General features: G+C 62.9%; 25 protein-coding genes. 15 read left to right on the top strand and 10 right to left on the bottom strand.

All coding sequences use genetic code 11. From position 1 onward, the window contains the following. Positions 1-52: 52 nt before the first annotated feature. From QM996_RS17340 to hslV, 4 genes are all read right to left on the bottom strand, one after another. A complete protein-coding gene (locus QM996_RS17340; protein ID WP_500268490.1) occupies positions 53-997 on the bottom strand; it encodes a DUF1402 family protein in 945 nt (314 codons plus the stop codon). Positions 998-1,191: 194 nt separating this feature from the next. After that, on the bottom strand, positions 1,192-2,496 hold the full coding sequence (hslU, locus tag QM996_RS17335) for an ATP-dependent protease ATPase subunit HslU (RefSeq protein ID WP_500268489.1): 1,305 nt from the start codon (positions 2,494-2,496) through the stop codon (positions 1,192-1,194). Next, positions 2,493-3,014: a GNAT family N-acetyltransferase gene (locus tag QM996_RS17330; RefSeq protein ID WP_500268488.1), complete on the bottom strand. Its 522-nt coding sequence runs from the start codon at positions 3,012-3,014 to the stop codon at positions 2,493-2,495. Before QM996_RS17330 ends, hslU begins: the two co-directional genes overlap by 4 nt. Then, positions 3,004-3,561, bottom strand: a complete 558-nt coding sequence (hslV, locus tag QM996_RS17325) for an ATP-dependent protease subunit HslV (RefSeq protein ID WP_500268487.1) — start codon at positions 3,559-3,561, stop codon at positions 3,004-3,006. The genes QM996_RS17330 and hslV overlap by 11 nt, the downstream gene beginning before the upstream one ends. Positions 3,562-3,855: 294 nt before the next feature. Here hslV and hisB point away from each other — a divergent pair, with 294 nt between their 5' ends. The 7 genes from hisB to coaA all read left to right on the top strand — a co-directional run bounded on the left by hisB (position 3,856) and on the right by coaA (position 8,598). Continuing rightward, positions 3,856-4,464: an imidazoleglycerol-phosphate dehydratase HisB gene (gene hisB / locus QM996_RS17320; protein WP_429818721.1), complete on the top strand. Its 609-nt coding sequence runs from the start codon at positions 3,856-3,858 to the stop codon at positions 4,462-4,464. Between the two features lie 135 nt (positions 4,465-4,599). Next, a complete protein-coding gene (locus tag QM996_RS17315) occupies positions 4,600-5,070 on the top strand; it encodes a DUF2628 domain-containing protein (protein WP_500268486.1) in 471 nt (156 codons plus the stop codon). Then, positions 5,070-5,720, top strand: a complete 651-nt coding sequence (gene hisH, locus QM996_RS17310) for an imidazole glycerol phosphate synthase subunit HisH (protein WP_500268485.1) — start codon at positions 5,070-5,072, stop codon at positions 5,718-5,720. The genes QM996_RS17315 and hisH overlap by 1 nt, the downstream gene beginning before the upstream one ends. A 28-nt stretch (positions 5,721-5,748) precedes the next feature. Continuing rightward, positions 5,749-6,486, top strand: a complete 738-nt coding sequence (gene hisA / locus QM996_RS17305) for a 1-(5-phosphoribosyl)-5-[(5-phosphoribosylamino)methylideneamino] imidazole-4-carboxamide isomerase (RefSeq protein ID WP_500268484.1) — start codon at positions 5,749-5,751, stop codon at positions 6,484-6,486. Between the two features lie 4 nt (positions 6,487-6,490). Beyond that, positions 6,491-7,267: an imidazole glycerol phosphate synthase subunit HisF gene (gene hisF, locus QM996_RS17300; RefSeq protein ID WP_500268483.1), complete on the top strand. Its 777-nt coding sequence runs from the start codon at positions 6,491-6,493 to the stop codon at positions 7,265-7,267. A gap of 15 nt (positions 7,268-7,282) precedes the next feature. Beyond that, a complete protein-coding gene (locus tag QM996_RS17295; RefSeq protein WP_429818731.1) occupies positions 7,283-7,606 on the top strand; it encodes a phosphoribosyl-ATP diphosphatase in 324 nt (107 codons plus the stop codon). Further along, a complete protein-coding gene (gene coaA, locus QM996_RS17290) occupies positions 7,603-8,598 on the top strand; it encodes a type I pantothenate kinase (RefSeq protein ID WP_500268482.1) in 996 nt (331 codons plus the stop codon). The genes QM996_RS17295 and coaA overlap by 4 nt, the downstream gene beginning before the upstream one ends. A 75-nt stretch (positions 8,599-8,673) precedes the next feature. Here the strand turns inward: coaA and QM996_RS17285 are convergent, their stop codons facing one another. The 6 genes from QM996_RS17285 to QM996_RS17260 form a co-directional block, all read right to left on the bottom strand. Continuing rightward, positions 8,674-9,285 (bottom strand): alpha-ketoglutarate-dependent dioxygenase AlkB, encoded by a 612-nt coding sequence (locus QM996_RS17285; protein ID WP_500268481.1) that lies wholly within the window; start codon positions 9,283-9,285, stop codon positions 8,674-8,676. 14 nt (positions 9,286-9,299) lie between these two features. Beyond that, positions 9,300-9,446 (bottom strand): hypothetical protein, encoded by a 147-nt coding sequence (locus tag QM996_RS17280; RefSeq protein WP_500268480.1) that lies wholly within the window; start codon positions 9,444-9,446, stop codon positions 9,300-9,302. Positions 9,447-9,473: 27 nt separating this feature from the next. Further along, positions 9,474-9,662, bottom strand: coding sequence for a hypothetical protein (locus QM996_RS17275; RefSeq protein WP_500268479.1), 189 nt, complete (start codon positions 9,660-9,662; stop codon positions 9,474-9,476). A gap of 184 nt (positions 9,663-9,846) precedes the next feature. After that, complete coding sequence (gene lysM / locus QM996_RS17270; RefSeq protein WP_483500628.1) at positions 9,847-10,320, bottom strand: peptidoglycan-binding protein LysM; 474 nt, start codon at positions 10,318-10,320, stop codon at positions 9,847-9,849. Between the two features lie 77 nt (positions 10,321-10,397). Further along, the gene (arfB, locus tag QM996_RS17265; protein ID WP_173517987.1) at positions 10,398-10,832 is read right to left on the bottom strand and encodes an alternative ribosome rescue aminoacyl-tRNA hydrolase ArfB; all 435 of its coding nucleotides are present in this window, start codon (positions 10,830-10,832) and stop codon (positions 10,398-10,400) included. Positions 10,833-10,946: 114 nt separating this feature from the next. Next, a complete protein-coding gene (locus QM996_RS17260) occupies positions 10,947-12,557 on the bottom strand; it encodes a phosphoenolpyruvate carboxykinase (ATP) (RefSeq protein ID WP_500268478.1) in 1,611 nt (536 codons plus the stop codon). 324 nt (positions 12,558-12,881) lie between these two features. Here QM996_RS17260 and chvI point away from each other — a divergent pair, with 324 nt between their 5' ends. The 8 genes from chvI (at position 12,882) to tsaE (ending at position 22,765) form a co-directional block, all read left to right on the top strand. Next, the gene (gene chvI, locus QM996_RS17255; protein ID WP_429818741.1) at positions 12,882-13,607 is read left to right on the top strand and encodes a two-component system response regulator ChvI; all 726 of its coding nucleotides are present in this window, start codon (positions 12,882-12,884) and stop codon (positions 13,605-13,607) included. A 203-nt stretch (positions 13,608-13,810) separates the two neighbouring features. Next, the gene (locus QM996_RS17250; RefSeq protein WP_349508029.1) at positions 13,811-15,598 is read left to right on the top strand and encodes a sensor histidine kinase; all 1,788 of its coding nucleotides are present in this window, start codon (positions 13,811-13,813) and stop codon (positions 15,596-15,598) included. After that, positions 15,595-16,053 carry an HPr kinase/phosphorylase gene (locus QM996_RS17245; RefSeq protein ID WP_500268477.1) on the top strand — a complete coding sequence of 153 codons (459 nt, stop codon included), beginning with the start codon at positions 15,595-15,597 and terminating at the stop codon, positions 16,051-16,053. Before QM996_RS17250 ends, QM996_RS17245 begins: the two co-directional genes overlap by 4 nt. A 156-nt stretch (positions 16,054-16,209) precedes the next feature. Next, complete coding sequence (locus tag QM996_RS17240) at positions 16,210-16,611, top strand: PTS sugar transporter subunit IIA (protein ID WP_065774303.1); 402 nt, start codon at positions 16,210-16,212, stop codon at positions 16,609-16,611. After that, positions 16,611-16,901 carry an HPr family phosphocarrier protein gene (locus QM996_RS17235; protein WP_336171437.1) on the top strand — a complete coding sequence of 97 codons (291 nt, stop codon included), beginning with the start codon at positions 16,611-16,613 and terminating at the stop codon, positions 16,899-16,901. The genes QM996_RS17240 and QM996_RS17235 overlap by 1 nt, the downstream gene beginning before the upstream one ends. A 166-nt stretch (positions 16,902-17,067) precedes the next feature. Continuing rightward, complete coding sequence (ahcY, locus tag QM996_RS17230; protein WP_429818749.1) at positions 17,068-18,468, top strand: adenosylhomocysteinase; 1,401 nt, start codon at positions 17,068-17,070, stop codon at positions 18,466-18,468. A gap of 371 nt (positions 18,469-18,839) precedes the next feature. Continuing rightward, positions 18,840-21,254 (top strand): PAS domain-containing sensor histidine kinase, encoded by a 2,415-nt coding sequence (locus QM996_RS17225; RefSeq protein WP_500270346.1) that lies wholly within the window; start codon positions 18,840-18,842, stop codon positions 21,252-21,254. Next, positions 21,254-22,765: a bifunctional tRNA (adenosine(37)-N6)-threonylcarbamoyltransferase complex ATPase subunit type 1 TsaE/phosphotransferase gene (gene tsaE, locus QM996_RS17220; RefSeq protein ID WP_500270345.1), complete on the top strand. Its 1,512-nt coding sequence runs from the start codon at positions 21,254-21,256 to the stop codon at positions 22,763-22,765. The genes QM996_RS17225 and tsaE overlap by 1 nt, the downstream gene beginning before the upstream one ends. Positions 22,766-22,768 lie beyond the last annotated feature (3 nt).

Genomic DNA, 22,768 nt, shown 5'->3' with positions numbered 1-22,768 from the left:
GCCAATGATTTCAGGTTTTTACGGCGCAATCAAGGAAAGTGCTTCACGTGAATCATAAGAGGTTTTCAAGCTCCGCAAGCTTGTCGTTGACGAGCCAGCCGTAATAGTTTTCCTCCGGCCATTGCGCCTGACCGCTCTGGATCTTGGCGGCAAGGGCCGCAGCGCGGCCGTCGGGGTTGCCGACATTGTAAAGCGTCGCGGTGATACCGGGATTGTCGGAAATATCGAGGCCGGCTATCGACTTGTAGGCGTCGATCGAATGGCGGATCGAAGCCGCCATATAGGCGAGCGAGACGTCCGGATCCATGATCGCTTCGTAGACGCCGGCGGCGTTGTTTTCGTCGAGTCGGTCATAGCCCGACGTCTTTGCGACCATGTCGGTCAGCATCAGCGCCGTCAGCGGGTTGATCTGGCCGAGGCCGAAGGTCTGGCCGGCGAAGAAGGGCTGGAAGAATACGGCGCTGAAGCGGTTGTTCGGGAACGACTTGCCGCCGACCGACTTGCCGCGGAAGTCATTGTCCCAGACCCGCTCGCGGCAGCTCCAGAGCGCATAGGCGCCCTTCTTGGCGCCGCACTCGGCAAATTGCGGACGCGCCACGAATTCGGCAACCGTCTCGCCGTCATAGCCGAACTGGAAGCTGTTGCCGGCATAGGCAGCCGCCTTGACGTAGTAGGATTGCAGCCGGTCATAAGCGTCGACATTGTAGGTATGCTCGCCGACGATGGCGCCGACCATGTGGATCGGCGCGATGCCATAGGCCCGCGACACGGACTTGATCTTGCTGATCAGCTCCTTGTCGGTTGCGAGCAGATCGCGGACTTTCTCGAACTTGGCGTCGAAGGAGGTGCGGCCGGCCTTGGTGCGTCGCACGGAAGCGCCGGGGATACCGGGCTGCTCGACATTGCGGTTTCCCGGCGGAACGGCGGTCGCTGCGATTGTCTGGCTTGCGGTCAGGCAAAACGTGGCGATAGCGAGCATGCAGGCGGTGAAACGCACGATCTCTTCTTCCTGTGAATGGTGGAGGCGGCCTCGGTCGGCGGCGCGGCTCCTACGCCAAGATCATGTCGGAAAAATGCCCGGACCACGACCAATATGCACGTCCGTGTTAGAAAAAATGCAGGCGCCTGTCGAGAGACAGGCGCCTGCATATTCAGGGTTGCGGGCGTTTGCCCGCGCCTTCGACCGAAAAGTCACAGGATGTAGCGCGACAGATCGGTGTTGGCGGCGAGATCGCCGACATGCTTGTGCACATACTCGGCGTCGATCGTCACCTCCTGGCCGCCGCGGTCGGGCGCGTTGAACGAGATCTCGTCCAGCACGCGCTCCATCACCGTCTGCAACCGGCGGGCGCCGATGTTCTCGACTGTGGCGTTCAACTGCACGGCCACGTCGGCGAGTGCGTCGATCGCGTCGTCGGTGAAGTCGAGCTTGACCTCTTCCGTGTCCAGGAGCGCCTTGTACTGGCGGATGAGGCTGGCTTCCGTTTCCGTCAGGATGCGGCGGAAGTCTTCCTTGGTCAGTGCACGAAGCTCGACGCGGATCGGCAGGCGGCCCTGCAATTCCGGCAGGAGATCCGAGGGCTTGGCCACGTGGAAGGCGCCGGAGGCAATGAACAGGATGTGGTCGGTCTTGACCGGCCCATACTTGGTGGCAACCGTCGTGCCTTCGACGAGCGGCAGCAGGTCCCGCTGCACGCCTTCGCGTGATACGCCCGCCCCCATGCCGCCCTCTCGTGAGGCGATCTTGTCGATCTCGTCGAGAAAGACGATGCCGTCGTCCTCGACTGCTCGGACCGCCTCGCGCTGGATCTGCTCATTGTCGAGCAACTTGTCGGACTCGTCATTGATCAGCAGCTCATAGGAAGCCTTGACCGTCGTCTTGACCTTTTTCGTGCGGCCGCCCATGGCCTTGCCGAACATCTCCGAGAGGTTCAGCACGCCGATGTTGGCGCCGGGCATGCCCGGGATCTCGAAACCGCCGGGTGTACCGGTGTCGGCAAGGTCGACCTCGATCTCCTTGTCGTCGAGCTCGTTGGCGCGCAGCTTCTTGCGGAAGGAATCGCGCGTCGCCGGCGAGGCCGTGGCGCCGACCAGCGCGTCCAGCACGCGTTCTTCGGCGTTCTGGTGGGCCTTGGCCTTGACTTCGGCGCGGCGCTTCTCGCGCACGAGGCCAATGCCGACCTCGACGAGGTCACGCACGATCTGCTCGACGTCGCGGCCGACATAGCCGACCTCGGTGAACTTGGTCGCCTCGACCTTGACGAAGGGCGCGCCGGCGAGTTTGGCCAGGCGCCTTGAGATCTCGGTCTTGCCGACGCCGGTCGGGCCGATCATCAGGATGTTCTTCGGCATCACCTCGTCGCGCAGCTCGTCGCCGAGCTGCTGGCGGCGCCAGCGGTTGCGAAGCGCGATGGCCACGGCGCGCTTGGCGTCCTTTTGGCCGATGATGTAGCGATCGAGCTCGGACACGATCTCTCTGGGTGAAAACGTACTCATCTAGTCCTCTCAAACTCGGTCCGTGTCAGCTCCATCAGGAGCGTTCGACCGGACGCATCTATCCATTCTGCGTAGGGCACGAAGCCGGCCTTGGTGTAGGCACTGACAGCTCTGCGGTTGCCTGCATCGGGGTCGATCACGATTCGCGAAGCGCCGGCGGCAAAGAGCCTTCCGGCGAAGGCTTTCAGGACGAGCGACGCGACACCCCTGCCCGTCATCTCCGGCGGGCCAATGAAGATGTCTACGCCGGGCACATCGGCCGGCAGATCCCTTGCCCAGGGCTCCTCGTCATATTGCGAAGGTATCCAGGACTGGATGTAACCGGCCGGCTTACCGGCCAGGTGGAAGATGAAGCCTTCCACCTCTCCGGTCGCGCAGCCTTCGCGGATCAGCTCCACTTCCTTGTCCGGGTCGCCCCACCATTGCCGCACATGCGGTTCGCTCAGCCAGGCATGCAGCATCGAGAGGTGACCATCGGCCACAGGCACGAAGCTGACATGCGGCTGGTCATTCGGCATCCAGCGTCTCCACCACGATATTGTGGTTGGTATAGACGCAGATGTCACCGGCGATCTGCAGCGCCCGCCGGGCGATATCCTCGGCCGATTTGTCGCTTTCCATCAGGGCGCGCGCCGCGGCCAAGGCGTAGTTGCCGCCCGAACCGATGGCGATCGTGCCGTGCTCGGGCTCGAGAACGTCACCGTTGCCGGTGATCGCCAACGTCAGCGACCTGTCGGCAACCAGCATCATCGCTTCGAGGTTGCGCAGATACTTGTTGGTGCGCCAGTCCTTGGCGAGCTCGACAGCCGCGCGCATGAGCTGGTCCGGATATTGCTCAAGTTTGGCCTCAAGCCTTTCGAGCAGCGTGAAGGCATCGGCGGTCGCGCCGGCAAAGCCGGCAATGACGTCGCCCTTGGCGAGGCGCCGCACCTTGCGGGCGTTGCTCTTCATCACGGTCTGGCCCAGGCTCACCTGGCCGTCGCCGGCCATCACCACCTTGCCATCCTTGCGTACAGTGATGATGGTCGTCGCATGCATCGTTCCATAGGGATTGTGTTCACTCATGAAGATACCTGTCGGCCCCTGATACCTAGGGCGTTTACTGGGGGGCGTTGCGGCTCGTGACACGAGCCTGGTTGCTTGAGGCCTATGTAAGTACGGCAGACACATTTGCAAATGGCAACTGCCCGCAGGCGCAATCTTCGTTCGGAGCCCGGTGTCGGATGATTCGAATCGGGCGCTCAAGTTCTGGATATTTGAGCATTTGCCTGATAAGGAGCGGCCCAGATCGCAAGCGAGCGCGAGACGAGGAGACCGCACGGACTTTCCTCATCGCACTGGCGCATACAGGAGAGCCTGATGGCAGAAGCCACGTCCAGCCGCACCGCACAGGTTTCGCGAAAGACCAACGAGACCGCGGTATCCGTATCGGTCAACGTCGACGGCACCGGAATCGCCAAGATTTCGACCGGCGTCGGCTTCTTCGACCATATGCTGGACCAGCTCGCCCGCCATTCCCTCATCGACATGGAGATCAAGACGGATGGCGACCTGCATGTCGACGACCACCATACGGTCGAAGACACCGGCATCGCCATCGGCCAGGCCATTGCCAAGGCGCTCGGAGACCGGCGCGGCATCACCCGCTACGCCTCGCTCGACCTTGCCATGGACGAGACGATGACGCGCGCAGCGGTCGACGTTTCCGGCCGGCCGTTCCTCGTCTGGAACGTGACCTTCACCTCGCCAAAGATCGGCACCTTCGACACGGAACTCGTGCGCGAATTCTTCCAGGCGCTTGCCCAGCACGCCGGGATCACGCTGCATATCCAGAACATCTACGGCGCCAACAACCATCATATCGCCGAGACCTGCTTCAAGTCCGTCGCCCGCGTGCTTCGCACGGCAACCGAAATCGACCCGCGCCAGGCCGGCCGCGTTCCCTCGACCAAGGGGACCCTTGCCTGAGCGGCCAGAGCGGTATGAGGAAAAGTGTGTGCGGTTTTCCGCCCGCATCCCGCTCTAACCTGTTAGAAGCGATCACGTTTATGATTTTGGGTCGTCGACCCAAAAGCATCGTGATCTAGTCACTGGCTGAGATCCATGGCTTCTTACATGATCCTGACCCCACCGGGTGCGCACGCAGACGATGAGCGTGCGCGCTTTGTCGCCGATGGCTTCTCCTGGACGGCCTTTCTCTTCCCGGCGCTCTGGCTTCTCGCCAAGCGGCAATGGGCAATCGGAATCGCCGTTGCCGTTCTGCAGATTTCGTTAATCTCGCTCTCAAACGTCGCAGGCGGTTTCCTCGCATCGGTGCTGGTACAGCTCGCTCTGCGGCTGCTCGTCGCGCTCGAAGGACCGGTTCTGGTGGCGCGCAGCCTGACGGCCCGCGACTGGACGCTGCGTTTGATCGTTCCGGCACCGAACCTGGAAGCCGCCGAAGAGATCTACTTCACGAGCGTAGCTTCGAGCGAGAAGAAGCCGACCCCACCCTCCCCGGCCGACTGGACCGCGCGTAAGCCCTCGAACGGCGGGCCCGGCCTCGGCCTTTTTGATTCCTACGGAGAACGCTGATGCGCGTCGCCATTATCGATTACGGCTCGGGCAACCTGCGCTCGGCCACCAAAGCCTTCGAACGGGCCGCGCGCGAAGCCGACATTTCGGCCGAGATCGACCTCACCGACAGGCCGGAGCGGGTCGCAAGTGCCGACCGCGTGGTGCTTCCGGGTGTCGGCGCCTATGCCGATTGCCGCCGCGGCCTTGCCGCCGTCGACGGCATGGAGCAGGCACTGACTGAGGCGGTGGAACAGGCGGGACGGCCGTTCCTCGGCATCTGCGTCGGCATGCAGCTGATGTCCTCGCGCGGGCTGGAGAAAACCATCACGCACGGCTTCGGCTGGATCCCCGGCGACGTCGTCGAGATGACGCCTTCCGACACGTCGCTGAAGATCCCGCAGATCGGCTGGAACACGCTGAAGCTGAAGCGCGAGCACCCGCTGTTTGACGGCATCCGGGTTGGCGAAACCGGTCTGCACGCCTATTTCGTGCATTCGTACCACCTGGCGGCCGAGAACGCCGAGGACGTGGTGGCCGAGGCGGATTACGGCGGTCCGGTAACGGCCTTCGTCGCCAACGGCAACAAGGCGGGCTCGCAATTCCACCCGGAAAAGAGCCAGGCGCTCGGCCTCGCCCTCATCTCGAATTTCCTGCGCTGGAAGCCCTGAGCTTTCGCACGACTGATTGGACAGACCCATGATCCTTTTTCCCGCGATCGACCTGAAAGACGGGCAATGCGTGCGCCTGAAGCTCGGCGACATGGACCAGGCGACGGTTTACAACCCCGACCCGGCGGCCCAGGCCCGTGCCTTTGAAGAGCAGGGTTTCGAATGGCTGCACGTGGTCGATCTGAACGGCGCCTTTGCCGGTGAGACGGTCAACGGCGCGGCCGTCGACGCCATCCTCAAGGCGACCAAAAACCCGGTGCAGCTCGGCGGCGGCATCCGCACACTCGAGCACATCGAAAACTGGCTGTCGCGCGGGCTCGCCCGCGTCATCCTCGGCACGGTCGCCGTGCGCGATCCGGCGCTTGTGATCGAGGCCTGCCGCAAATTCCCGGGAAAGGTCGCCGTCGGCATCGACGCCAAGGGCGGCAAGGTCGCCGTCGAGGGCTGGGCGGAGGCCTCCGAGCTCGGCGTGATCGAGCTTGCGAAGAAGTTCGAGGGCGCCGGCGTCTCCGCGATCATCTATACCGACATCGACCGCGACGGCATCCTGACCGGTATCAACTGGGCCTCGACCTTGGAACTCGCGGACGCAGTTTCCATCCCGGTGATCGCTTCCGGCGGCCTCGCCTCGATGGACGACATCCGCCGCATGGTCGCGCCGGACGCGAGGAAGCTCGAAGGCGCCATTTCCGGCCGCGCGCTCTACGACGGCCGTATTGACCCGCAGGAGGCGCTGGACCTGATCCGCGCCGCGAGAAAGGCGTGAAACCATGACCCTCAAAGCCCGCGTTATTCCCTGCCTCGACGTCAAGGACGGCCGTGTGGTCAAGGGCGTCAACTTCGTCGACCTGATCGATGCCGGCGATCCGGTGGAAGCGGCGCGCGCCTATGACGCCGCCGGCGCCGACGAGCTCTGCTTCCTCGACATCACCGCCTCTTCGGACAATCGCGAGACGATCTTCGACGTCGTCGCCCGCACGGCCGAGCAGTGCTTCATGCCGCTGACGGTCGGCGGCGGCGTGCGCCAGGTGGCCGATATCCGCAAGCTGCTGCTCGCCGGCGCCGACAAGGTGTCGATCAACACCGCCGCCGTGAAGAACCCGGAGTTCGTCGCGGAAGCGGCCGACAAGTTCGGCAACCAGTGCATCGTCGTCGCGATCGACGCCAAGAAGGTATCGAAGGACGGCGAAGCGGACCGCTGGGAGATCTTCACCCATGGCGGGCGGCAACCGACCGGCATCGACGCGATCGATTTTGCCCGCCGCGTCGTCGACCTCGGCGCCGGCGAGATCCTTTTGACCTCGATGGATCGCGACGGCACGAAGAGCGGCTACGACATCGCGCTCACCCGCGCGGTCGCCGACGCCGTTCGTGCTCCGGTCATCGCGTCCGGCGGCGTCGGGACGCTCGACCACATGGTCGCGGGCATCCGCGATGGCCACGCTACCGCCGTGCTCGCCGCCTCCATCTTCCACTTCGGCACCTATAGCATTGGCGAAACCAAGCGCTATATGGCGGAGCATGGCATCGCCATGCGCCTCGACTGAGCTTCAGGATCTTCCATGGCTGATTTCACACTTTCCGACCTCGAGGCCATTGTCGCGACCCGCGCGAAGGCCGCGCCGGACGAATCCTGGACGGCAAAACTGGTGGCGAGCGGCCAGCCCAAGGCGGCCAAGAAACTCGGGGAAGAGGCGGTCGAGACGGTGATCGCCGCCATCAGCAACGACCGCGCGAATCTCATCGCCGAAAGCGCCGATCTCATCTATCATCTGATGGTCGTATTGAAGATCGCCGACGTTCCGTTGCAGGATGTGCTGAACGAACTTGCGCGGCGGACGAAGCAATCCGGCCTGCAGGAAAAGGCAAATCGGCAGAATCCATGACGATAGCGGCGAAAGACATCGAACCGGCCGACCTGCCGGACAACCCGCAGAAGCGGGATTATTCGCCCTATCATTTCTTCACCGCCGAGGAATGGTCGCGCTTTCGCGCCGACACGCCCTTGACGCTGACGGCTGACGAAGTGCAGCGGCTGCGCTCGCTGAACGACCCCGTCGATCTCGGCGAAGTCCGGCAGATCTATCTGTCACTGTCGCGCCTGCTCTCGACGCACGTGGAATCGTCACAGATGCTCTTCGAGCAGCGCAAGCGCTTCCTCAGCATGTCGGACGAAACCAAGACGCCCTTCGTCATCGGCATCGCCGGGTCGGTCGCGGTCGGCAAGTCGACCACGGCGCGTATCCTCGCGCAGCTCCTGTCGCGCTGGCCGTCGAGCCCGAAGGTCGATCTGGTGACGACGGACGGCTTCCTCTATCCGAATGCCGTGCTTCAGCGCGAAAACATGATGGACCGCAAAGGCTTTCCGGAGAGCTACGACGTGGGCGCGCTCCTGCGCTTCCTGTCGGCGATCAAGGCGGGCCAACCCAACGTCAAGGCGCCTAGCTATTCGCACCTGACCTATGACGTGCTGCCGGATCAGTTCACGGTCATCGACCGTCCGGACATCCTGATCTTCGAAGGCATCAACGTGCTGCAGTCACGCAACTTGCCGGCTGACGGCAAGATCGTGCCGATGGTCTCGGATTTCTTCGACTTCTCGATCTACATCGATGCCGAGGAGAGCCTGATCCATAGCTGGTACGTCAACCGCTTCATGCGGCTGCGCGAAACCGCCTTCAAGAACCCGGAATCCTACTTCCATCGCTACGCCACGATCAGCGAGGATGCGGCCCGTGCGATTGCCGAGGGCCTGTGGCACAACATCAACCTGAAGAACCTGCACCAGAACATCCTGCCGACGCGCCCGCGCGCCGACCTGATCCTGCAGAAGGGGCCGAACCATCTGACGGAAAAGGTAGCGCTCAGGAAACTCTGAGCTTCGAGCCCAGAGCAATTTCAGGAAATGTTGAAACGGTTTTCCGACCGGAATAGCGCCGTATCCAAGAGTTGATCAGGGATTGACGCGGCGAAGCGTCAGATTGACCCGGCCGCCATGCTTCAGCAGCGTCGACGTGTTCGAGTAGATCCGGTCGACGCCATGGAAGGCAAGCCGGCCTTCCCCGCCCAGCACGACGACGTCGCCGCTTTCGAGCCGAAAGGACATGGTCTGGCCGCCGCGCATGTTGCCGCCGACGCGAAAGAGGCAGCTATCGCCGAGCGAGATCGATACGACGGCCGTTTCGAGGTCGCGCTCGTCGCGGTCCTGGTGCAGGCCCATGCGGGCCTCCTCGGAATAGAAGTTCACCAGGCAGGCTTCTGGCGTCTTGTTGCTGGCGGAGACCGCCTGCCAGATCTCGAGCAGTATGTCCGGCATCGGCGGCCAGGGCCGGCCGGTCACCGGATGCTGAGCTTGGTAGCGATAGCCGCGATCGCGATCCGTGACCCAGCCGAGCGAACCGCAATTGGTCATGCGCACCGACATGGGTTTGCCCGTTTTCGGCATTTCCGGCACGAACAATGGCGCTTCGGCCACGACGAGGCGGATCGCCTCGACAAGCTGCTCCTGCCGGGTTCGGTCAAGAAAGCCCGGAATATGTCTGACCCCTTTCGGGAGCACCTGCATGGGTGACAGTCCTCTTATTCAAGGCCGAGAAGCGCTGCCGGTACGCCATAGCGAAGCGGCCAGCCGGCATAGGCGACATCCGTCGGCCCGACGACGTGGTCGACCAGGTTCCAGTGGCCATTCTGGAAACTGACCAGAGCGGGATAAGAAAAAGTGTGCACGGTTTTCCGCCCGTATCCCGCTCCAATTTAAAAGAACCGATCACGTTTATGACTTGGGTCGCTTTGACCCAAATCATCGTGATCTTGTGCGAACACCGTCCGACCATCCATCATCTCGGCCTCGGCGCGCAACCCGGTTTGCGCAAGATCGATCGCGCCGCCGCCGGGACGCTGCGGCTCCACCTGCATGAAGGCCCAGTTGGGCGAGGCGCGCATCGTCGTGAGACAAATTCGACAGGGCCGTGCATCTCCGCCTCGACCGCCGGGCGGATCGCGTCCAGGATCGCGGCGCGTTCGGCACTGCCCTTGGCGGGCTCACGGAAAGGCTGCGCCATTGAAGCGCCGGCAAGCCAGAGGCTCGCCAGCGCGGCGATTGAAAGAGAGCGTCCGACCGACACGCTCAAGCGGCGTCCAGATCCGGAATGCGCAGAACCTGGCCGGGGTAGATCTTGTCCGGATGCGTCAGCATCGGCTTGTTGGCTTCGAAGATGGCCGTGTGCTTGGCACCCTTGCCCTTGCCGTATTGCGCTTCGGCGATCTTCCAGAGGTTGTCGCCCTTCTTGACGGTATAGAAAACCGGCTCCTTGGCCGCAGCTGGTGCTGCGCCGGCATCGGCGACCTTGAGCTCCGAGGCCTCGACCGCCGAGACACCGAGCGTGTTGCCGACGGCAACGACGGCCTTTTCGAAGACGCTCTGGTCCTTCACGACACCTTTCAGCACGACCTTGTCACCGGCCACTTCGACCTGCACGTCCTTGGTGCCGAGATCGTGGGATGCAAGCTCCTTCTGAACGCTTTCGGCATCCGGAGCATCATCGTCACCGCCGATGCCGAGCTTCTTGCCGGCGTTCTTGATAAAGCTGAAAAGACCCATGAATCTCTCCTTTTGCCAAAACACTGCCGATAAGAGAGGGCGCCGCCTGCCAAAGGCAAGGAGCGGCAAAAAAGAAATCAGTCTCCGGCCGGCCGCCCCCGAAGCTTCTTGATCTCACCGCGCCCGGACTTCTCCTTGAGCCGCCGCTCGACGGAGCCACGGGTCGGTTTCGTCTTCTTGCGCGGCGGCGGCGGAGGCTCAGCGGCCTTGAGAATCAGTTCCTTCAGCCGCTCGCGTGCATCCTCGCGGTTGCGCTCCTGGCTGCGAAAACGGCTTGCCTCGATCATCAGCACGCCCTCTTTCGAGGCGCGGCGACCGGCGATCTTCAGCGCGTTGGCCTTGATGCGATCGGAGAGAGCTGGCGAGGCCAACACGTTGAAGAAAAGCTGGACGGCCGTCGACACCTTGTTGACGTTCTGTCCGCCCGGCCCGCCGGCGAGCACGAATTGCTCCGTCAGCTCCCAGCCGGCAATCACGATGTTGTCGTTTATGTAGAGCGGGTCACTGGCCATGGTTCACCTCGCCCCGATCTATGGCACAGAGCGAACCTCTTGAAAATATTACCGCGAAAACGAAAAACCCGGCCGTGGGAGACCGGGTTTCACGTGAATCATAGCCGGCGATATTTATTCGGCGGCGATTTTCGTGCCGGGGGCCGCGTCGCGGACGCTGCCGTCCACATGGCTCTCGAACTTGGCGAAGTTCGTGATGAACATGTCGACGAGGCGGCGTGCCTGCGCATCGTAGGCTGCACCGTCGGCCCAGGTCGAGCGGGGATCGAGAATGCCGTCTTCGACACCGGGGACCGAGACCGGAACGGCGAAGCCGAAGTTGGCGTCGGTGCGGAACTCGGCAGCGTTCAGCGAGCCGTCGAGGGCGGCGGCGAGCAGAGCGCGCGTCACCTTGATCGGCATGCGGCTGCCGGTGCCGTAGGCGCCGCCGGTCCAACCGGTATTGACCAGCCAGCAGGTGACGCCGTTCTTGGCGATCAGATCCTTCAGGAGGTTACCGTATTCCGACGGATGACGCGGCATGAACGGCGCGCCGAAGCAGGTCGAGAACGTGGCTTCCGGCTCGGTGACACCTTTCTCCGTGCCGGCGACCTTGGCGGTGTAACCGGAGAGGAAGTGATACATCGCCTGTTCCGGCGTCAGCTTGGCGATCGGCGGCATCACGCCGAAGGCGTCGGCCGTCAGCATGATGATCGTGCGCGGCTGCGGCGCGGTGCCGGTGGCGCTGGCGTTCGGGATATAGTCGAGCGGATAGGCGATACGGGTGTTTTCCGTCAGCGAGCCATCGTCGAAATCCGGAACGCGGCGCTCATCGAGCACGACGTTTTCCATCACCGTGCCGAAGCGGCGGGTCGTCGCGTAGATTTCCGGCTCGGCAGCTTCCGACAGACGGATCGCCTTGGCGTAGCAGCCGCCTTCGAAGTTGAAGACGCCCTGTTCGCCCCAGCCGTGCTCGTCGTCGCCGATCAGCGTGCGGGTCGGGTCGGCCGAAAGCGTCGTCTTGCCGGTGCCGGAGAGGCCGAAGAAGATTGCCGTGTCACCGGCCGGGCCGACATTGGCCGAGCAGTGCATCGGCATGACGCCCTTCTTGGGCAGCAGGTAGTTGAGAACGGTGAAGACCGACTTTTTCATTTCGCCGGCATAGGAGGTGCCGCCGATGAGGATCAGGCCGCTGGTGAAGTCGCAGGCAATGACGGTCTCCGTGCGGCAGCCGTGGCGCTCCGGATCAGCCCTGAAGCTCGGCAGATCGATGATCGTCAGCTTCGGCAGGAAGGAGGCGAGCGCCTCGCGGGCCGGACGGATCAGGAGATTGCGGATGAACAGCGAATGCCAGGCATATTCGGTGACGACGCGGGTCGGGAGGGCGTTGTCGGCATCGGCGCCGCCGACGAGGTCCTGCACGTAGAGCGACATGCCCTTGGCGTGATCGAGCATGTCCTGGCGCAGCAGGGCAAAATGCTCGGGGGACATCGGCTTGTTGTTGTCCCACCAGATCTGATCGTCGGTGTTCGCATCGCGAACGACGAACTTGTCCTTCGGCGAACGGCCGGTGTGCTGCCCGGTACGGGCGACGAGGGCGCCGTGTGCCGTCAGCTCAGCCTCGCCGCGGCGAAGAGCCTCCTCATAAAGCTCTGCGGCTTCGAGGTTGTAACGAACCGTTTCCAGGTCGATAAAGCCGAGTTTTTCCAAGCCGTTCGCGAGATTGCGAGTGCCGAGTTGCTCCATGGTCAAGCTTCCTTCGTGTTTGGCCATTGGCGTTGAATTTCGCCGGACCTTACTTGCATGCTCGCTCAAAAACAAGGCGACGTCAAAAAAAGAATAATGATTTCAGTATATTAATCGATTTAAAGAAAATTATCGTTTTTTTAATCGGTTGAATTCGACCTGCCAAACACCGATCTGACAGGGCCTATCCTATCGTCACGACAGGTGCTTTTTGCGCTTCGCCACAATTTGTTCCACCTTTATACTCACTAACGCACCCGTGACTCGCGAATGCCGGAGTTTTCGGGGACGAGACCGGCACCTCAAAAGACGGAGTTGAACACGATGCAGACCATCGCGCTTGTCGATGATGACCGGAATATTCTGACGTCCGTATCCATCGCCCTTGAGGCAGAGGGCTACAAGGTCGAGACCTATACCGACGGTGCTTCCGCGCTCGAGGGCCTGCTCGCCCGGCCGCCGCAACTGGCGATCTTCGACATCAAGATGCCGCGCATGGACGGCATGGAGTTGCTGCGCCGCCTGAGGCAGAAGTCCGACCTGCCGGTGATCTTCCTCACCTCGAAGGACGAAGAGATCGACGAACTCTTCGGTCTGAAGATGGGCGCCGACGACTTCATCACCAAGCCGTTCTCGCAGCGCCTGCTGGTCGAACGCGTCAAGGCGATCCTGCGTCGCGCCGCAAACCGCGAGGCCGCGGCCGGCAACTCGACGACCACCGTCAAGGCATCCGACGCGCCGTCGCGCTCGCTCGAGCGCGGTCAGTTGGTGATGGACCAGGAGCGCCACACCTGCACATGGAAGAGCGAGCCGGTCACGCTGACGGTGACGGAGTTCCTCATCCTGCATTCGCTTGCCCAGCGCCCGGGCGTGGTGAAAAGCCGCGACGCGCTGATGGACGCGGCCTATGACGAGCAGGTCTATGTCGACGACCGCACCATCGACAGCCACATCAAGCGACTGCGCAAGAAGTTCAAGATGGTCGACAACGACTTTGATATGATCGAGACGCTTTACGGTGTCGGCTACCGTTTCCGGGAGACCGCCTGAGGCACGGGGCTTGCCATCGCTCCCAGAGTGGCGCATCAAGGCGGCGCTATGGGAGCATGGCCGACGGCCTCCTTTGAAGCTCGCAGCGATCTCCGCCGTCTTTGGACCGGACCATAGAAGACAACGACGACGCGACCGGCTGCGGCCGGCAGCGACGTCGTCATCGAACGAACGTGAAGGCAGTCCGCGCGGGAGCGGGACATTTGGTAGAAGTCTTGCAAGGCGACATCGAAGACAGTGACGGGCGTGCGCAGGCGCAGAACGGCCAACGCCGCTGGGCACATCCCTTCACGCTGATTCGTCGGCTGTTCGGCAACGCCGTCTTCTCGAGCCTCACCCGCCGCATCGTCTTCTTCAACCTTGTGGCACTCGTCGTCCTCGTCGGCGGCATCATGTATCTCAACCAGTTCCGCGAGGGACTGATCGATGCACGTGTCGAAAGCCTGCTGACCCAGGGTGAAATCATCGCCGGGGCAATCTCGGCCTCCGCCTCTGTCGACACCAACTCGATCACCATCGATCCCGAAAAGCTGCTGGAGCTGCAGGCGGGCCAAAGCATTACGCCGCTTCCGAGTGACGAGGATCTCGACTTCCCGATCATCCAGGAACGCGTCGCGCCGGTTCTACGCCGCCTGATCTCGCCAACGCGCACCCGCGCGCGGCTGTTCGATGCCGACGCCGACCTGCTGCTTGATTCCCGACATCTCTATAGCGGCGGCCAGGTGCTGCGCTTCGACCTGCCGCCGATCGAACCGGAATCGACTGGCATCGGCGAAAAGCTCAACAGCTGGCTGAACAAGCTGCTGCAGCCCGGCAATCTGCCGCTCTACAAGGAACCGCCGGGTGGCAACGGCTCGATCTATCCTGAGGTCACCAACGCGCTGACCGGCGTGCGCGGCTATGTCGAGCGCGTGACCGAGAAGGGCGAACTCATTGTTTCGGTGGCCGTTCCCGTCCAGCGTTTCCGTGCCGTTCTCGGCGTGCTGCTCTTGTCGACGCAAGCCGGCGACATCGACAAGATCGTCCAGGCGGAGCGCCTCGCCATCATCCGCGTCTTCGGCGTCGCTGCCCTCGTCAACATCATCCTGTCGCTGCTTCTGTCCTCGACGATCGCAAACCCGCTCCGGCGCCTGGCGGCGGCGGCCGTGCGCGTGCGCCGCGGCGGCGCCAAGGAGCGCGAGGAAATCCCCGATTTCTCCTCACGCCAGGACGAGATCGGCAACCTCTCGGTCGCGCTCCGCGAGATGACGACCGCGCTCTACGATCGGATCGCGGCGATCGAGAATTTCGCCGCCGACGTCAGCCACGAGCTGAAAAACCCCCTCACCTCGCTGCGCAGCGCCGTTGAAACCCTGCCTTTGGCGCGCACCGACGAATCGAAGAAGCGCTTGATGGACGTCATCCAGCATGACGTCCGCCGCCTCGATCGCCTGATCAGCGACATCTCGGACGCCTCGCGGCTCGACGCCGAACTCGCCCGCAGCGATGCCAAGATCATCGACCTCGAAAAACTTCTGGGCGACCTCGTGGACATTTCACGCCAGGTCCGCAGCAAGAAGAAGACGGTGCTGCTCGACTTCGTCATCGACCGCAAGGACAGCCCGAAGGCCCGCTTCGCCGTCAGTGGCTATGAGCTGCGCATCGGGCAGATCATCACCAACCTGATCGAGAACGCCCGATCCTTCGTTCCCGAAGACGGCGGGCGGATCGTCGTGCGCCTCACACGGTCGCGATCGCGCTGCCTCGTCTATGTCGAGGACAACGGCCCCGGCATCCAGGCGGAAGACATCGACCGCATCTTCGAGCGCTTCTACACCGATCGGCCGGAAGGCGAGGATTTCGGCCAGAACTCCGGCCTCGGCCTGTCGATCTCCAGGCAGATCGCCGAAGCGCATGGCGGTACGCTGAAGGCGGAAAACATCGTCGCGCAGGATGGCCACGTCAGCGGCGCGCGTTTCATCCTGTCGCTTCCCGCCGAGCCGCACGCATGACGGCCGCCCGCGCCAATGTCCACGGCACCGCCATCGTGCTCGGGACGCGCGGCTTCCTGATCACGGGCCCTTCCGGTATCGGCAAATCCAGGCTGGCGCTTGCATGCATCACCGCCGCACGACAGGCCGGCCACTTCGCGGCTCTCGTTGCCGACGATCGGGTGGATCTGAGCCTGGAACACGACAGGATCGTCGCACGCTGCCCGCCCTCCATTCACGGCCTGATCGAAATCCGCGGCGCCGGCATCGGCAAGATCGAAACCGTGCCTGCCGCGGTGATGGATTGGGCCCTGCTGCCGGTCAGCGCTCCTTTCGACCCGCGCCTGGCTCCGGAAGACGAGAGGCTGCCCTTGCCATTCGGGCGAGCACTGCCGATTGTTCGCGTTCCCGTTGAAGAGGGGGCGCAGGCTCTCAATATTCTGCGCATGCTGATCGCCGAAAAATTGGGTTTCTAGCCCGATTTACCGCCAGTGCGGCTGGTTTTTCAGCATTTTTGGCTTGCACTTCCCCTTTTCCTTGCCAAGATGGCCGCCCCAACAGGTGGACGAAATTGCTGCATTGCGATATCTGGCCATCAGTGAATTGCGTGTGCAGTTGGAGCGAAGATACCCATGATCGGACTTGTGCTTGTCACCCATGGCAAGCTGGCTGAGGAATTTCGACTTGCGCTCGAGCATGTCGTCGGTCCGCAAAAAGCTATAGAGACCGTCTGCATCGGCCCCGAGGACGACATGGACCAGCGTCGACAGGATATCCTCGATGCCGTTACCAATGTCGACGAAGGCAACGGCGTCATCATCCTGACCGACATGTTCGGCGGAACCCCCTCCAACCTCGCCATCTCGGTGATGCGCAGCGGTACGGTCGAAGTGATTGCCGGCGTCAACCTGCCGATGCTGATCAAGCTCGCCGGCGTACGCGGCGAGAGCGACATGGACAAGGCACTGGTCGAAGCCTCGGAAGCCGGACGGAAATACATCAACGTCGCCAGCCGCGTTCTGAGTGGTAAGTAATGGATCATCGCCCCGACATGTCGCTGACGCGCGAACTGCTGATCATCAACAAGCGAGGCCTGCATGCGCGGGCATCGGCAAAGTTCGTGCAGACGGTCGAGGCCTATGACGCCGAGATCACCGTGTCGAAGGACGGCATGACGGTCGGCGGAACGTCGATCATGGGATTGATGATGCTGGCTGCCAGCACCGGCTGCAGCGTGTGCGTGACCGCAAGCGGCGCGCAGGCCGAAGAGGCGCTGAACGCGCTCGACGCGCTGGTCGCCGACAAGTTCGGCGAAGAGATGTGATGGACAATATAAAGATATAAAGACTTCTTTATATCGATATTGCCCTCTCCCCTGATTCCTGATAGATCGATCGCACTCTCACCGCGTCGCGCAGGCGCGGGAGGCATAATCGCGCCGCAGTTCGGTTGAAGCCATGCGGCTTGAAGAGATCAGCCCGGAGAATTCCATGACCACCACTCAGGACTATATCGTCGCCGACATCGGTCTCGCCGATTTCGGGCGCAAGGAAATTGCGATCGCCGAAACGGAAATGCCGGGCCTGATGGCCTGCCGCGAAGAGTTCGGCGCTGCGAAGCCGCTGAAGGGCGCGCGCATCACCGGCTCGCTGCACATGACCATCCAGACCGCCGTCCTGATCGAGACGCTGGTTGCCCTCGGCGCCGACGTGCGCTGGGCGTCCTGCAACATCTTCTCGACCCAGGATCATGCCGCCGCCGCGATCGCCGCAAGCGGCGTTCCGGTCTTTGCCGTCAAGGGTGAAACGCTCGAAGAATACTGGACCTACACGGACAAGATCTTCCAGTGGGCCGACGGCGGCGTCTCGAACATGATCCTCGACGACGGTGGCGACGCCACCATGTACATCCTGCTCGGCGCCCGCGCCGAAGCCGGCGAGAACGTGCTCTCGAACCCCGGTTCCGAGGAAGAGGAAATCCTCTTCGCGCAGATCAAGAAGCGCCTCGAGGCTTCGCCGGGCTGGTTCACCAAGCAGCGCGACGCCATCAAGGGCGTGACCGAAGAAACCACCACCGGCGTCAACCGCCTGTACCAGCTCCAGGCCAAGGGCCTGCTGCCCTTCCCGGCGATCAACGTCAACGACTCGGTCACCAAGTCGAAGTTCGACAACAAGTACGGCTGCAAGGAATCGCTGGTCGACGGCATCCGCCGCGGCACCGATGTGATGATGGCCGGCAAGGTCGCCGTCGTCTGCGGTTACGGCGACGTCGGCAAGGGCTCGGCAGCATCGCTTGCCGGCGCCGGCGCCCGCGTCAAGGTCACCGAAGTCGACCCGATCTGCGCGCTGCAGGCGGCCATGGACGGCTATGAAGTCGTTCAGCTCGAAGACGTCGTCTCGAGCGCCGACATCTTCATCACGACGACCGGCAACAAGGACGTCATCCGCATGGACCACATGCGCGAGATGAAGGACATGGCGATCGTCGGCAACATCGGCCACTTCGACAACGAGATCCAGGTCTCGGCGCTGCGTAATCTGAAGTGGACGAACATCAAGCCGCAGGTCGACATGATTGAGTTCCCGAAGGGCAACCGCATGATCCTGCTGTCGGAAGGTCGCCTCCTGAACCTCGGCAACGCCACCGGCCACCCGTCCTTCGTCATGTCGGCCTCGTTCTCCAACCAGGTCCTGGCGCAGATCGAGCTCTTCACCAAGGGTGAGAAGTACAAGAACGAAGTCTACGTCCTGCCGAAGCAGCTCGACGAGAAGGTCGCTCGCCTGCACCTGAAGAAGCTCGGCGCCAAGCTCACCGAGCTTTCCGAAGAGCAGGCCAGCTACATCGGCGTGAAGACGCAGGGTCCGTTCAAGGCTGAGCACTACCGGTACTAATCGTTACCCGGGCAATCCACAACATCTTGTGGCCGCGTTCTTGACAAGAGAGCGCGGCCGCTTTTTTGGGCCTCTCCCTTCCCGACGATTCGACTAGGAAGTATGCTCTAACCCATTGATTCGTGATGCCGGTGCGGACCTTGGGCATCGCGGATGGGATGTCTTGTCGATAAGCGGCAAACAGACGGAGACAGACCGGGGATGCAATCGGAACTGACGCAGGCCCTTGACCAGGGCCTCGGTGGAACTGTGCAAGGCGCAACAAGGCCGGCAGCACCCTTCGGGCAGACGGGGATGGCAGCGCCATGAACAGAGACCAAACAGCTATTCCGGGCACCCGCCGCAAGGGCCCGAAGTTCCTGCGCCACCTTATGGCCGGCACCGCTCTTTTTGCAGCAACGGATGCTCTCGCCCAGGTCGCGCCGCAGAAGGCCAACATCTTCGGCTCCTCGGAAGTCGTCACTTTCTCCGTGCTCATCGGCGTCATTTCTGCAGCGATGATCTCGGCCATCTGGCTGATCCGCCAACGCGGCAATATCGAAGCGGAAAACCGCGAACTGCGCTCCGATCTGTCGGACGCGAACCAGCGCCTTTCACGCTATCAGGCGCTCGTGGCCGACAAGAACCGCCGGATCGTCGTCTGGGACGGACTGCTCGAGCGGGCCGAGCTGCTCGGCCAGTTGCCGCCCGAAACCGGCGCGCCGGCAGATGACCGCGAGTTCCTGGCCTTCGGCCGCTGGATCAAGGCGCAATCCGCCGGGGAACTGGAAAAGGCGATCGATGCGCTGCGTACCGAGGCGCGCAGTTTCGACCTGGTGCTCGAAACGCAGCGCAACGAAGTCCTGGAGGCCCAGGGACGGGTTTCGGGCGGGCGGGCTTTCGTACGCTTCATCGCACTCAACAACATGCGCGCCGAACTCGCCGAGCTGAAACTTGAGCACGACCGGCTCAATTCGGCGCTCGTCTCTTTCCGCACCCTTCTCGACGCGATCGATCTGCCGGTCTGGCAGCGCGGCACGGATGGCGCGCTCACCTGGGTCAACGAAGCCTATGCCGATGCGGTCGAGGCTCCTGACGTCGCGATTGCGGTCGCCGAAGGGCGCGAGCTGCTTGCGACCGTCGCGCGCGAAAAGATCCGCGCCGTCTCCACTTTCGACACGCCGTTCCGCGACAAGGTTTCGACCGTCGTCAAGGGCAACCGCACCTTCTTCGACGTGGTCGATGCCCGCAGTCCTGCCGGCTCGGCCGGCGTCGCCATCGACGTCTCCGGCATCGAGGCCGTGCGCGAAGAACTCAATCGCACGCTCAAGAGCCATGCCGAAACGCTCGATCATCTTGCGACCCCGGTCGCGATCTTCGACGGCAATCAGCGCCTGCAGTTCTACAATCAGGCTTTCCAGCGTCTGTGGAACCTCGACATCGGCTTCCTGGAGCGCAAGCCGGACAACGGCGAGGTGCTCGACCGGCTGCGGGCCGGCGGCCAGCTGCCGGAACAGCTCAACTGGAAACAATGGAAGGCGAACGCGCTTTCCGTCTATCAGGCGCTCGACACACAGAGCGACCTCTGGCACCTGCCGAACGGCCAGACGCTGCGCGTCTTCGCCACCGCCCGCCCGCAGGGCGGCGCCACCTGGGTGTTCGAGAACCTGACCGAGAAGGTCGATCTCGAAACGCGCTACAACACGCTGGTTCAGGTCCAGGGCGAGACCATCGACCATCTCGCCGAAGGCGTGGCAGTGTTCGGCCCCGACGGCCGCATTCGCCTTTCGAACCCGGCCTTCCGCGCGATCTGGGGCATCAGCGAGGCGGAAGCCAAGCCCGGTACCCATATCCGGGCGATCGAGCAGGCCTGCCTCATCTCCTACGACCAGCCGGACGGGTGGAAGCGTTTCACCCACATCATCACCAGCTTCGACGATGAACGGCCTTCGAGCCGCGGCATTCTCGAGCTCCGAACCGGGCTGATCCTCGACTACGCCGTCATCCCGCTGCCGAACGCGCAGACGATGCTGACCTTCGTCAACATCACCGACAGCGTCCGGGTCGAGCGGGCGCTCACCGAAAAGAACGAGGCGCTGCGCAAGGCGGATGCGCTGAAGAACGATTTCGTGCACCACGTTTCCTACGAGCTGCGCTCGCCGCTCACCAACATCATCGGCTTCGCCGATCTGTTGAAGACGCCGGCCTTCGGCGACCTCAACGAGCGGCAGGCGGAATATGTCGACCACATCGCCACGTCCTCGTCGCTGCTGCTGACGATCGTCAACGACATCCTGGATCTGGCGACCGTCGATGCCGGCATCGTCCAGCTCGACATGTCCGACATCAGTCTCACCGACTTCCTCGATGATATCGCCCATCAGATGGCTGACCGGCTGCTCGAAAGCGGCGTGACGCTCAGGATCACCGCCCTTGACAATCTCGGCCGCATGGTTGCAGACCAGCAGCGGCTGAAGCAGATCTTCGTGAAGCTACTCACCAATGCCGCAAACTTCGCGCCGGATGGCAGCGCCATCGAGCTGAAGTGCCGCCGCGAGGGCAGCGACTTCATCTTCTCGGTCTCGGACAGCGGCCCCGGAATCCCGCAGGATGTGCTCGACACCGTGTTCAATCGCTTCGAAAGCTACGGCCAGCGCGGCGGCGCCGGCCTCGGGCTTTCGATCGTCGAGAGCTTCGTCAGCCTGCACCACGGCACCGTCTCGATCCGCAGCAAGGAAGGCGAAGGTACGGAAGTGACCTGCCGCATTCCCTCGGCCGAAGTGCCGACCATCGTCGCGGCCGAATGATGTCGACGATCGAGCGCTTCCTGACGGGCGAGGCGGCAACGATCGAGCTCGGCGAAGATCTGGCGCTGGCCCTGAAGCCCGGCGACTGCGTCGCGCTCTCGGGCGATCTCGGGGCGGGCAAGTCGACCTTGGCGCGCGCGCTCCTTCGGGCGCTTGCCGATGACGACGGCCTGGAGGTCCCGAGTCCGACGTTCACCCTGGTCCAGACCTATGACCTTCGCATTCCGGTCGCGCATTTCGATCTCTACCGGCTGGCTGATTCCAGCGAACTGGACGAGCTCGGCTTCGACGAGGCGCTATCGCAAGGCATCTGTCTCGTCGAATGGCCGGAACGGGCGGACGACGCTCTCCCCGCCGGCCGCATCACGCTGACGATTGCCCATGAAGGCGATGGGCGCCGCGTCGAAATCTCCGGTCCGGACGAAAAGCTGCAGCGCATCGCCCGCACGCTCGCAATCCGTGACTTTCTCGATCACAACGGTCACCCGAACGCACGGCGCCGGCACCTGAGCGGTGACGCCTCGATCCGGGCCTATGAGCGCATTTACCCGGCGGACGGTTCCGTTAGCCGGATTCTGATGGACGCGCCAAGGCACAAGCCCGGCCCCATTCTGCAGGACGGCAAATACTACCAGCAGCTCGCGCATATCGCCGAAGACGTCGTTCCCTTCGTCGCCATCGACCAGTTGCTTATTGCACGCGGCTTTGCGGCGCCGGCGATCTACGCCCGCGATCTCGACCAGGGCATCCTGCTGATCGAGGACCTGGGGTCGGATGGCGTGCTCGATGCGGCGGGAGAGCCGATCGCCGAGCGTTATATCGAAAGCGCGCGACTGCTCGCCCGCCTCCATGCCAAGCAGACCGACAAGGAGATCATCGTCGCTCCGGCGGTCAGCCACCACATTCCCGATTTCGACCGGACAGCGATGAAGATCGAGACCCGGCTCCTGACCGACTGGTACCTGCCCTGGAAACGCGGCGAGCCGGCAAGCGACGACGAGAAGCGTGAATATGCCGACATCTGGGACGGCCTCATCGATCTCCTGCAGACCTCCGAGACGAACCTGCTCTTGCGCGACTTCCACTCGCCGAACATCATCTGGCGTGGGGATCGCCAAGGTCTCGCCCGGATCGGCCTCATCGATTTCCAGGACGCGATGATCGGTCCGACCGCCTATGACGTCGCCTCGCTGGTGCAGGACGCGCGTGTGACCATCGAGCCACCGCTCGCCAGCCGGATGATGGAAACCTATCTCGCGGAACGGCGCGCAAGCGGTAGCTTCGACGAGGAAACTTTCCTGCGTGACTGGCACCTGATGTCGGCACAGCGCAATTGCAAGCTCGTCGGCATCTGGGTGCGGCTGATGCAGCGAGACGGCAAGCCCGGCTATATGAAACACATGCCGCGCACTTTCGCCTATCTGCAGGCGGCGCTCACACATGAATCGCTGAAACCCTTGTACGACTGGTGTATGAAGACCGGAATCCTCGTTTCCGAATCAGCGAACTGACAG

Origin of the sequence: Sinorhizobium chiapasense (assembly GCF_045277575.1) — a bacterium.
Taxonomy (GTDB): domain Bacteria; phylum Pseudomonadota; class Alphaproteobacteria; order Rhizobiales; family Rhizobiaceae; genus Ensifer; species Ensifer chiapasense_A.
This window is presented reverse-complemented; position numbering and strand designations above follow the sequence as displayed.

Bases quoted from the DNA above. Each gene is read 5' to 3' on its own strand.
- hslU (WP_500268489.1), bottom strand. From the start codon at position 2,496: ATGAGTACGTTTTCACCCAGAGAGATCGTGTCCGAGCTCGATCGCTAC.
- QM996_RS17330 (WP_500268488.1), bottom strand. From the start codon at position 3,014: ATGCCGAATGACCAGCCGCATGTCAGCTTCGTGCCTGTGGCCGATGGT.
- hslV (WP_500268487.1), bottom strand. From the start codon at position 3,561: ATGAGTGAACACAATCCCTATGGAACGATGCATGCGACGACCATCATC.
- hisB (WP_429818721.1), top strand. From the start codon at position 3,856: ATGGCAGAAGCCACGTCCAGCCGCACCGCACAGGTTTCGCGAAAGACC.
- QM996_RS17315 (WP_500268486.1), top strand. From the start codon at position 4,600: ATGGCTTCTTACATGATCCTGACCCCACCGGGTGCGCACGCAGACGAT.
- hisH (WP_500268485.1), top strand. From the start codon at position 5,070: ATGCGCGTCGCCATTATCGATTACGGCTCGGGCAACCTGCGCTCGGCC.
- hisA (WP_500268484.1), top strand. From the start codon at position 5,749: ATGATCCTTTTTCCCGCGATCGACCTGAAAGACGGGCAATGCGTGCGC.
- hisF (WP_500268483.1), top strand. From the start codon at position 6,491: ATGACCCTCAAAGCCCGCGTTATTCCCTGCCTCGACGTCAAGGACGGC.
- QM996_RS17295 (WP_429818731.1), top strand. From the start codon at position 7,283: ATGGCTGATTTCACACTTTCCGACCTCGAGGCCATTGTCGCGACCCGC.
- coaA (WP_500268482.1), top strand. From the start codon at position 7,603: ATGACGATAGCGGCGAAAGACATCGAACCGGCCGACCTGCCGGACAAC.
- QM996_RS17285 (WP_500268481.1), bottom strand. From the start codon at position 9,285: ATGCAGGTGCTCCCGAAAGGGGTCAGACATATTCCGGGCTTTCTTGAC.
- QM996_RS17275 (WP_500268479.1), bottom strand. From the start codon at position 9,662: ATGCGCGCCTCGCCCAACTGGGCCTTCATGCAGGTGGAGCCGCAGCGT.
- lysM (WP_483500628.1), bottom strand. From the start codon at position 10,320: ATGGGTCTTTTCAGCTTTATCAAGAACGCCGGCAAGAAGCTCGGCATC.
- arfB (WP_173517987.1), bottom strand. From the start codon at position 10,832: ATGGCCAGTGACCCGCTCTACATAAACGACAACATCGTGATTGCCGGC.
- QM996_RS17260 (WP_500268478.1), bottom strand. From the start codon at position 12,557: ATGGAGCAACTCGGCACTCGCAATCTCGCGAACGGCTTGGAAAAACTC.
- chvI (WP_429818741.1), top strand. From the start codon at position 12,882: ATGCAGACCATCGCGCTTGTCGATGATGACCGGAATATTCTGACGTCC.
- QM996_RS17245 (WP_500268477.1), top strand. From the start codon at position 15,595: ATGACGGCCGCCCGCGCCAATGTCCACGGCACCGCCATCGTGCTCGGG.
- QM996_RS17240 (WP_065774303.1), top strand. From the start codon at position 16,210: ATGATCGGACTTGTGCTTGTCACCCATGGCAAGCTGGCTGAGGAATTT.
- QM996_RS17235 (WP_336171437.1), top strand. From the start codon at position 16,611: ATGGATCATCGCCCCGACATGTCGCTGACGCGCGAACTGCTGATCATC.
- ahcY (WP_429818749.1), top strand. From the start codon at position 17,068: ATGACCACCACTCAGGACTATATCGTCGCCGACATCGGTCTCGCCGAT.
- QM996_RS17225 (WP_500270346.1), top strand. From the start codon at position 18,840: ATGGCCGGCACCGCTCTTTTTGCAGCAACGGATGCTCTCGCCCAGGTC.
- tsaE (WP_500270345.1), top strand. From the start codon at position 21,254: ATGTCGACGATCGAGCGCTTCCTGACGGGCGAGGCGGCAACGATCGAG.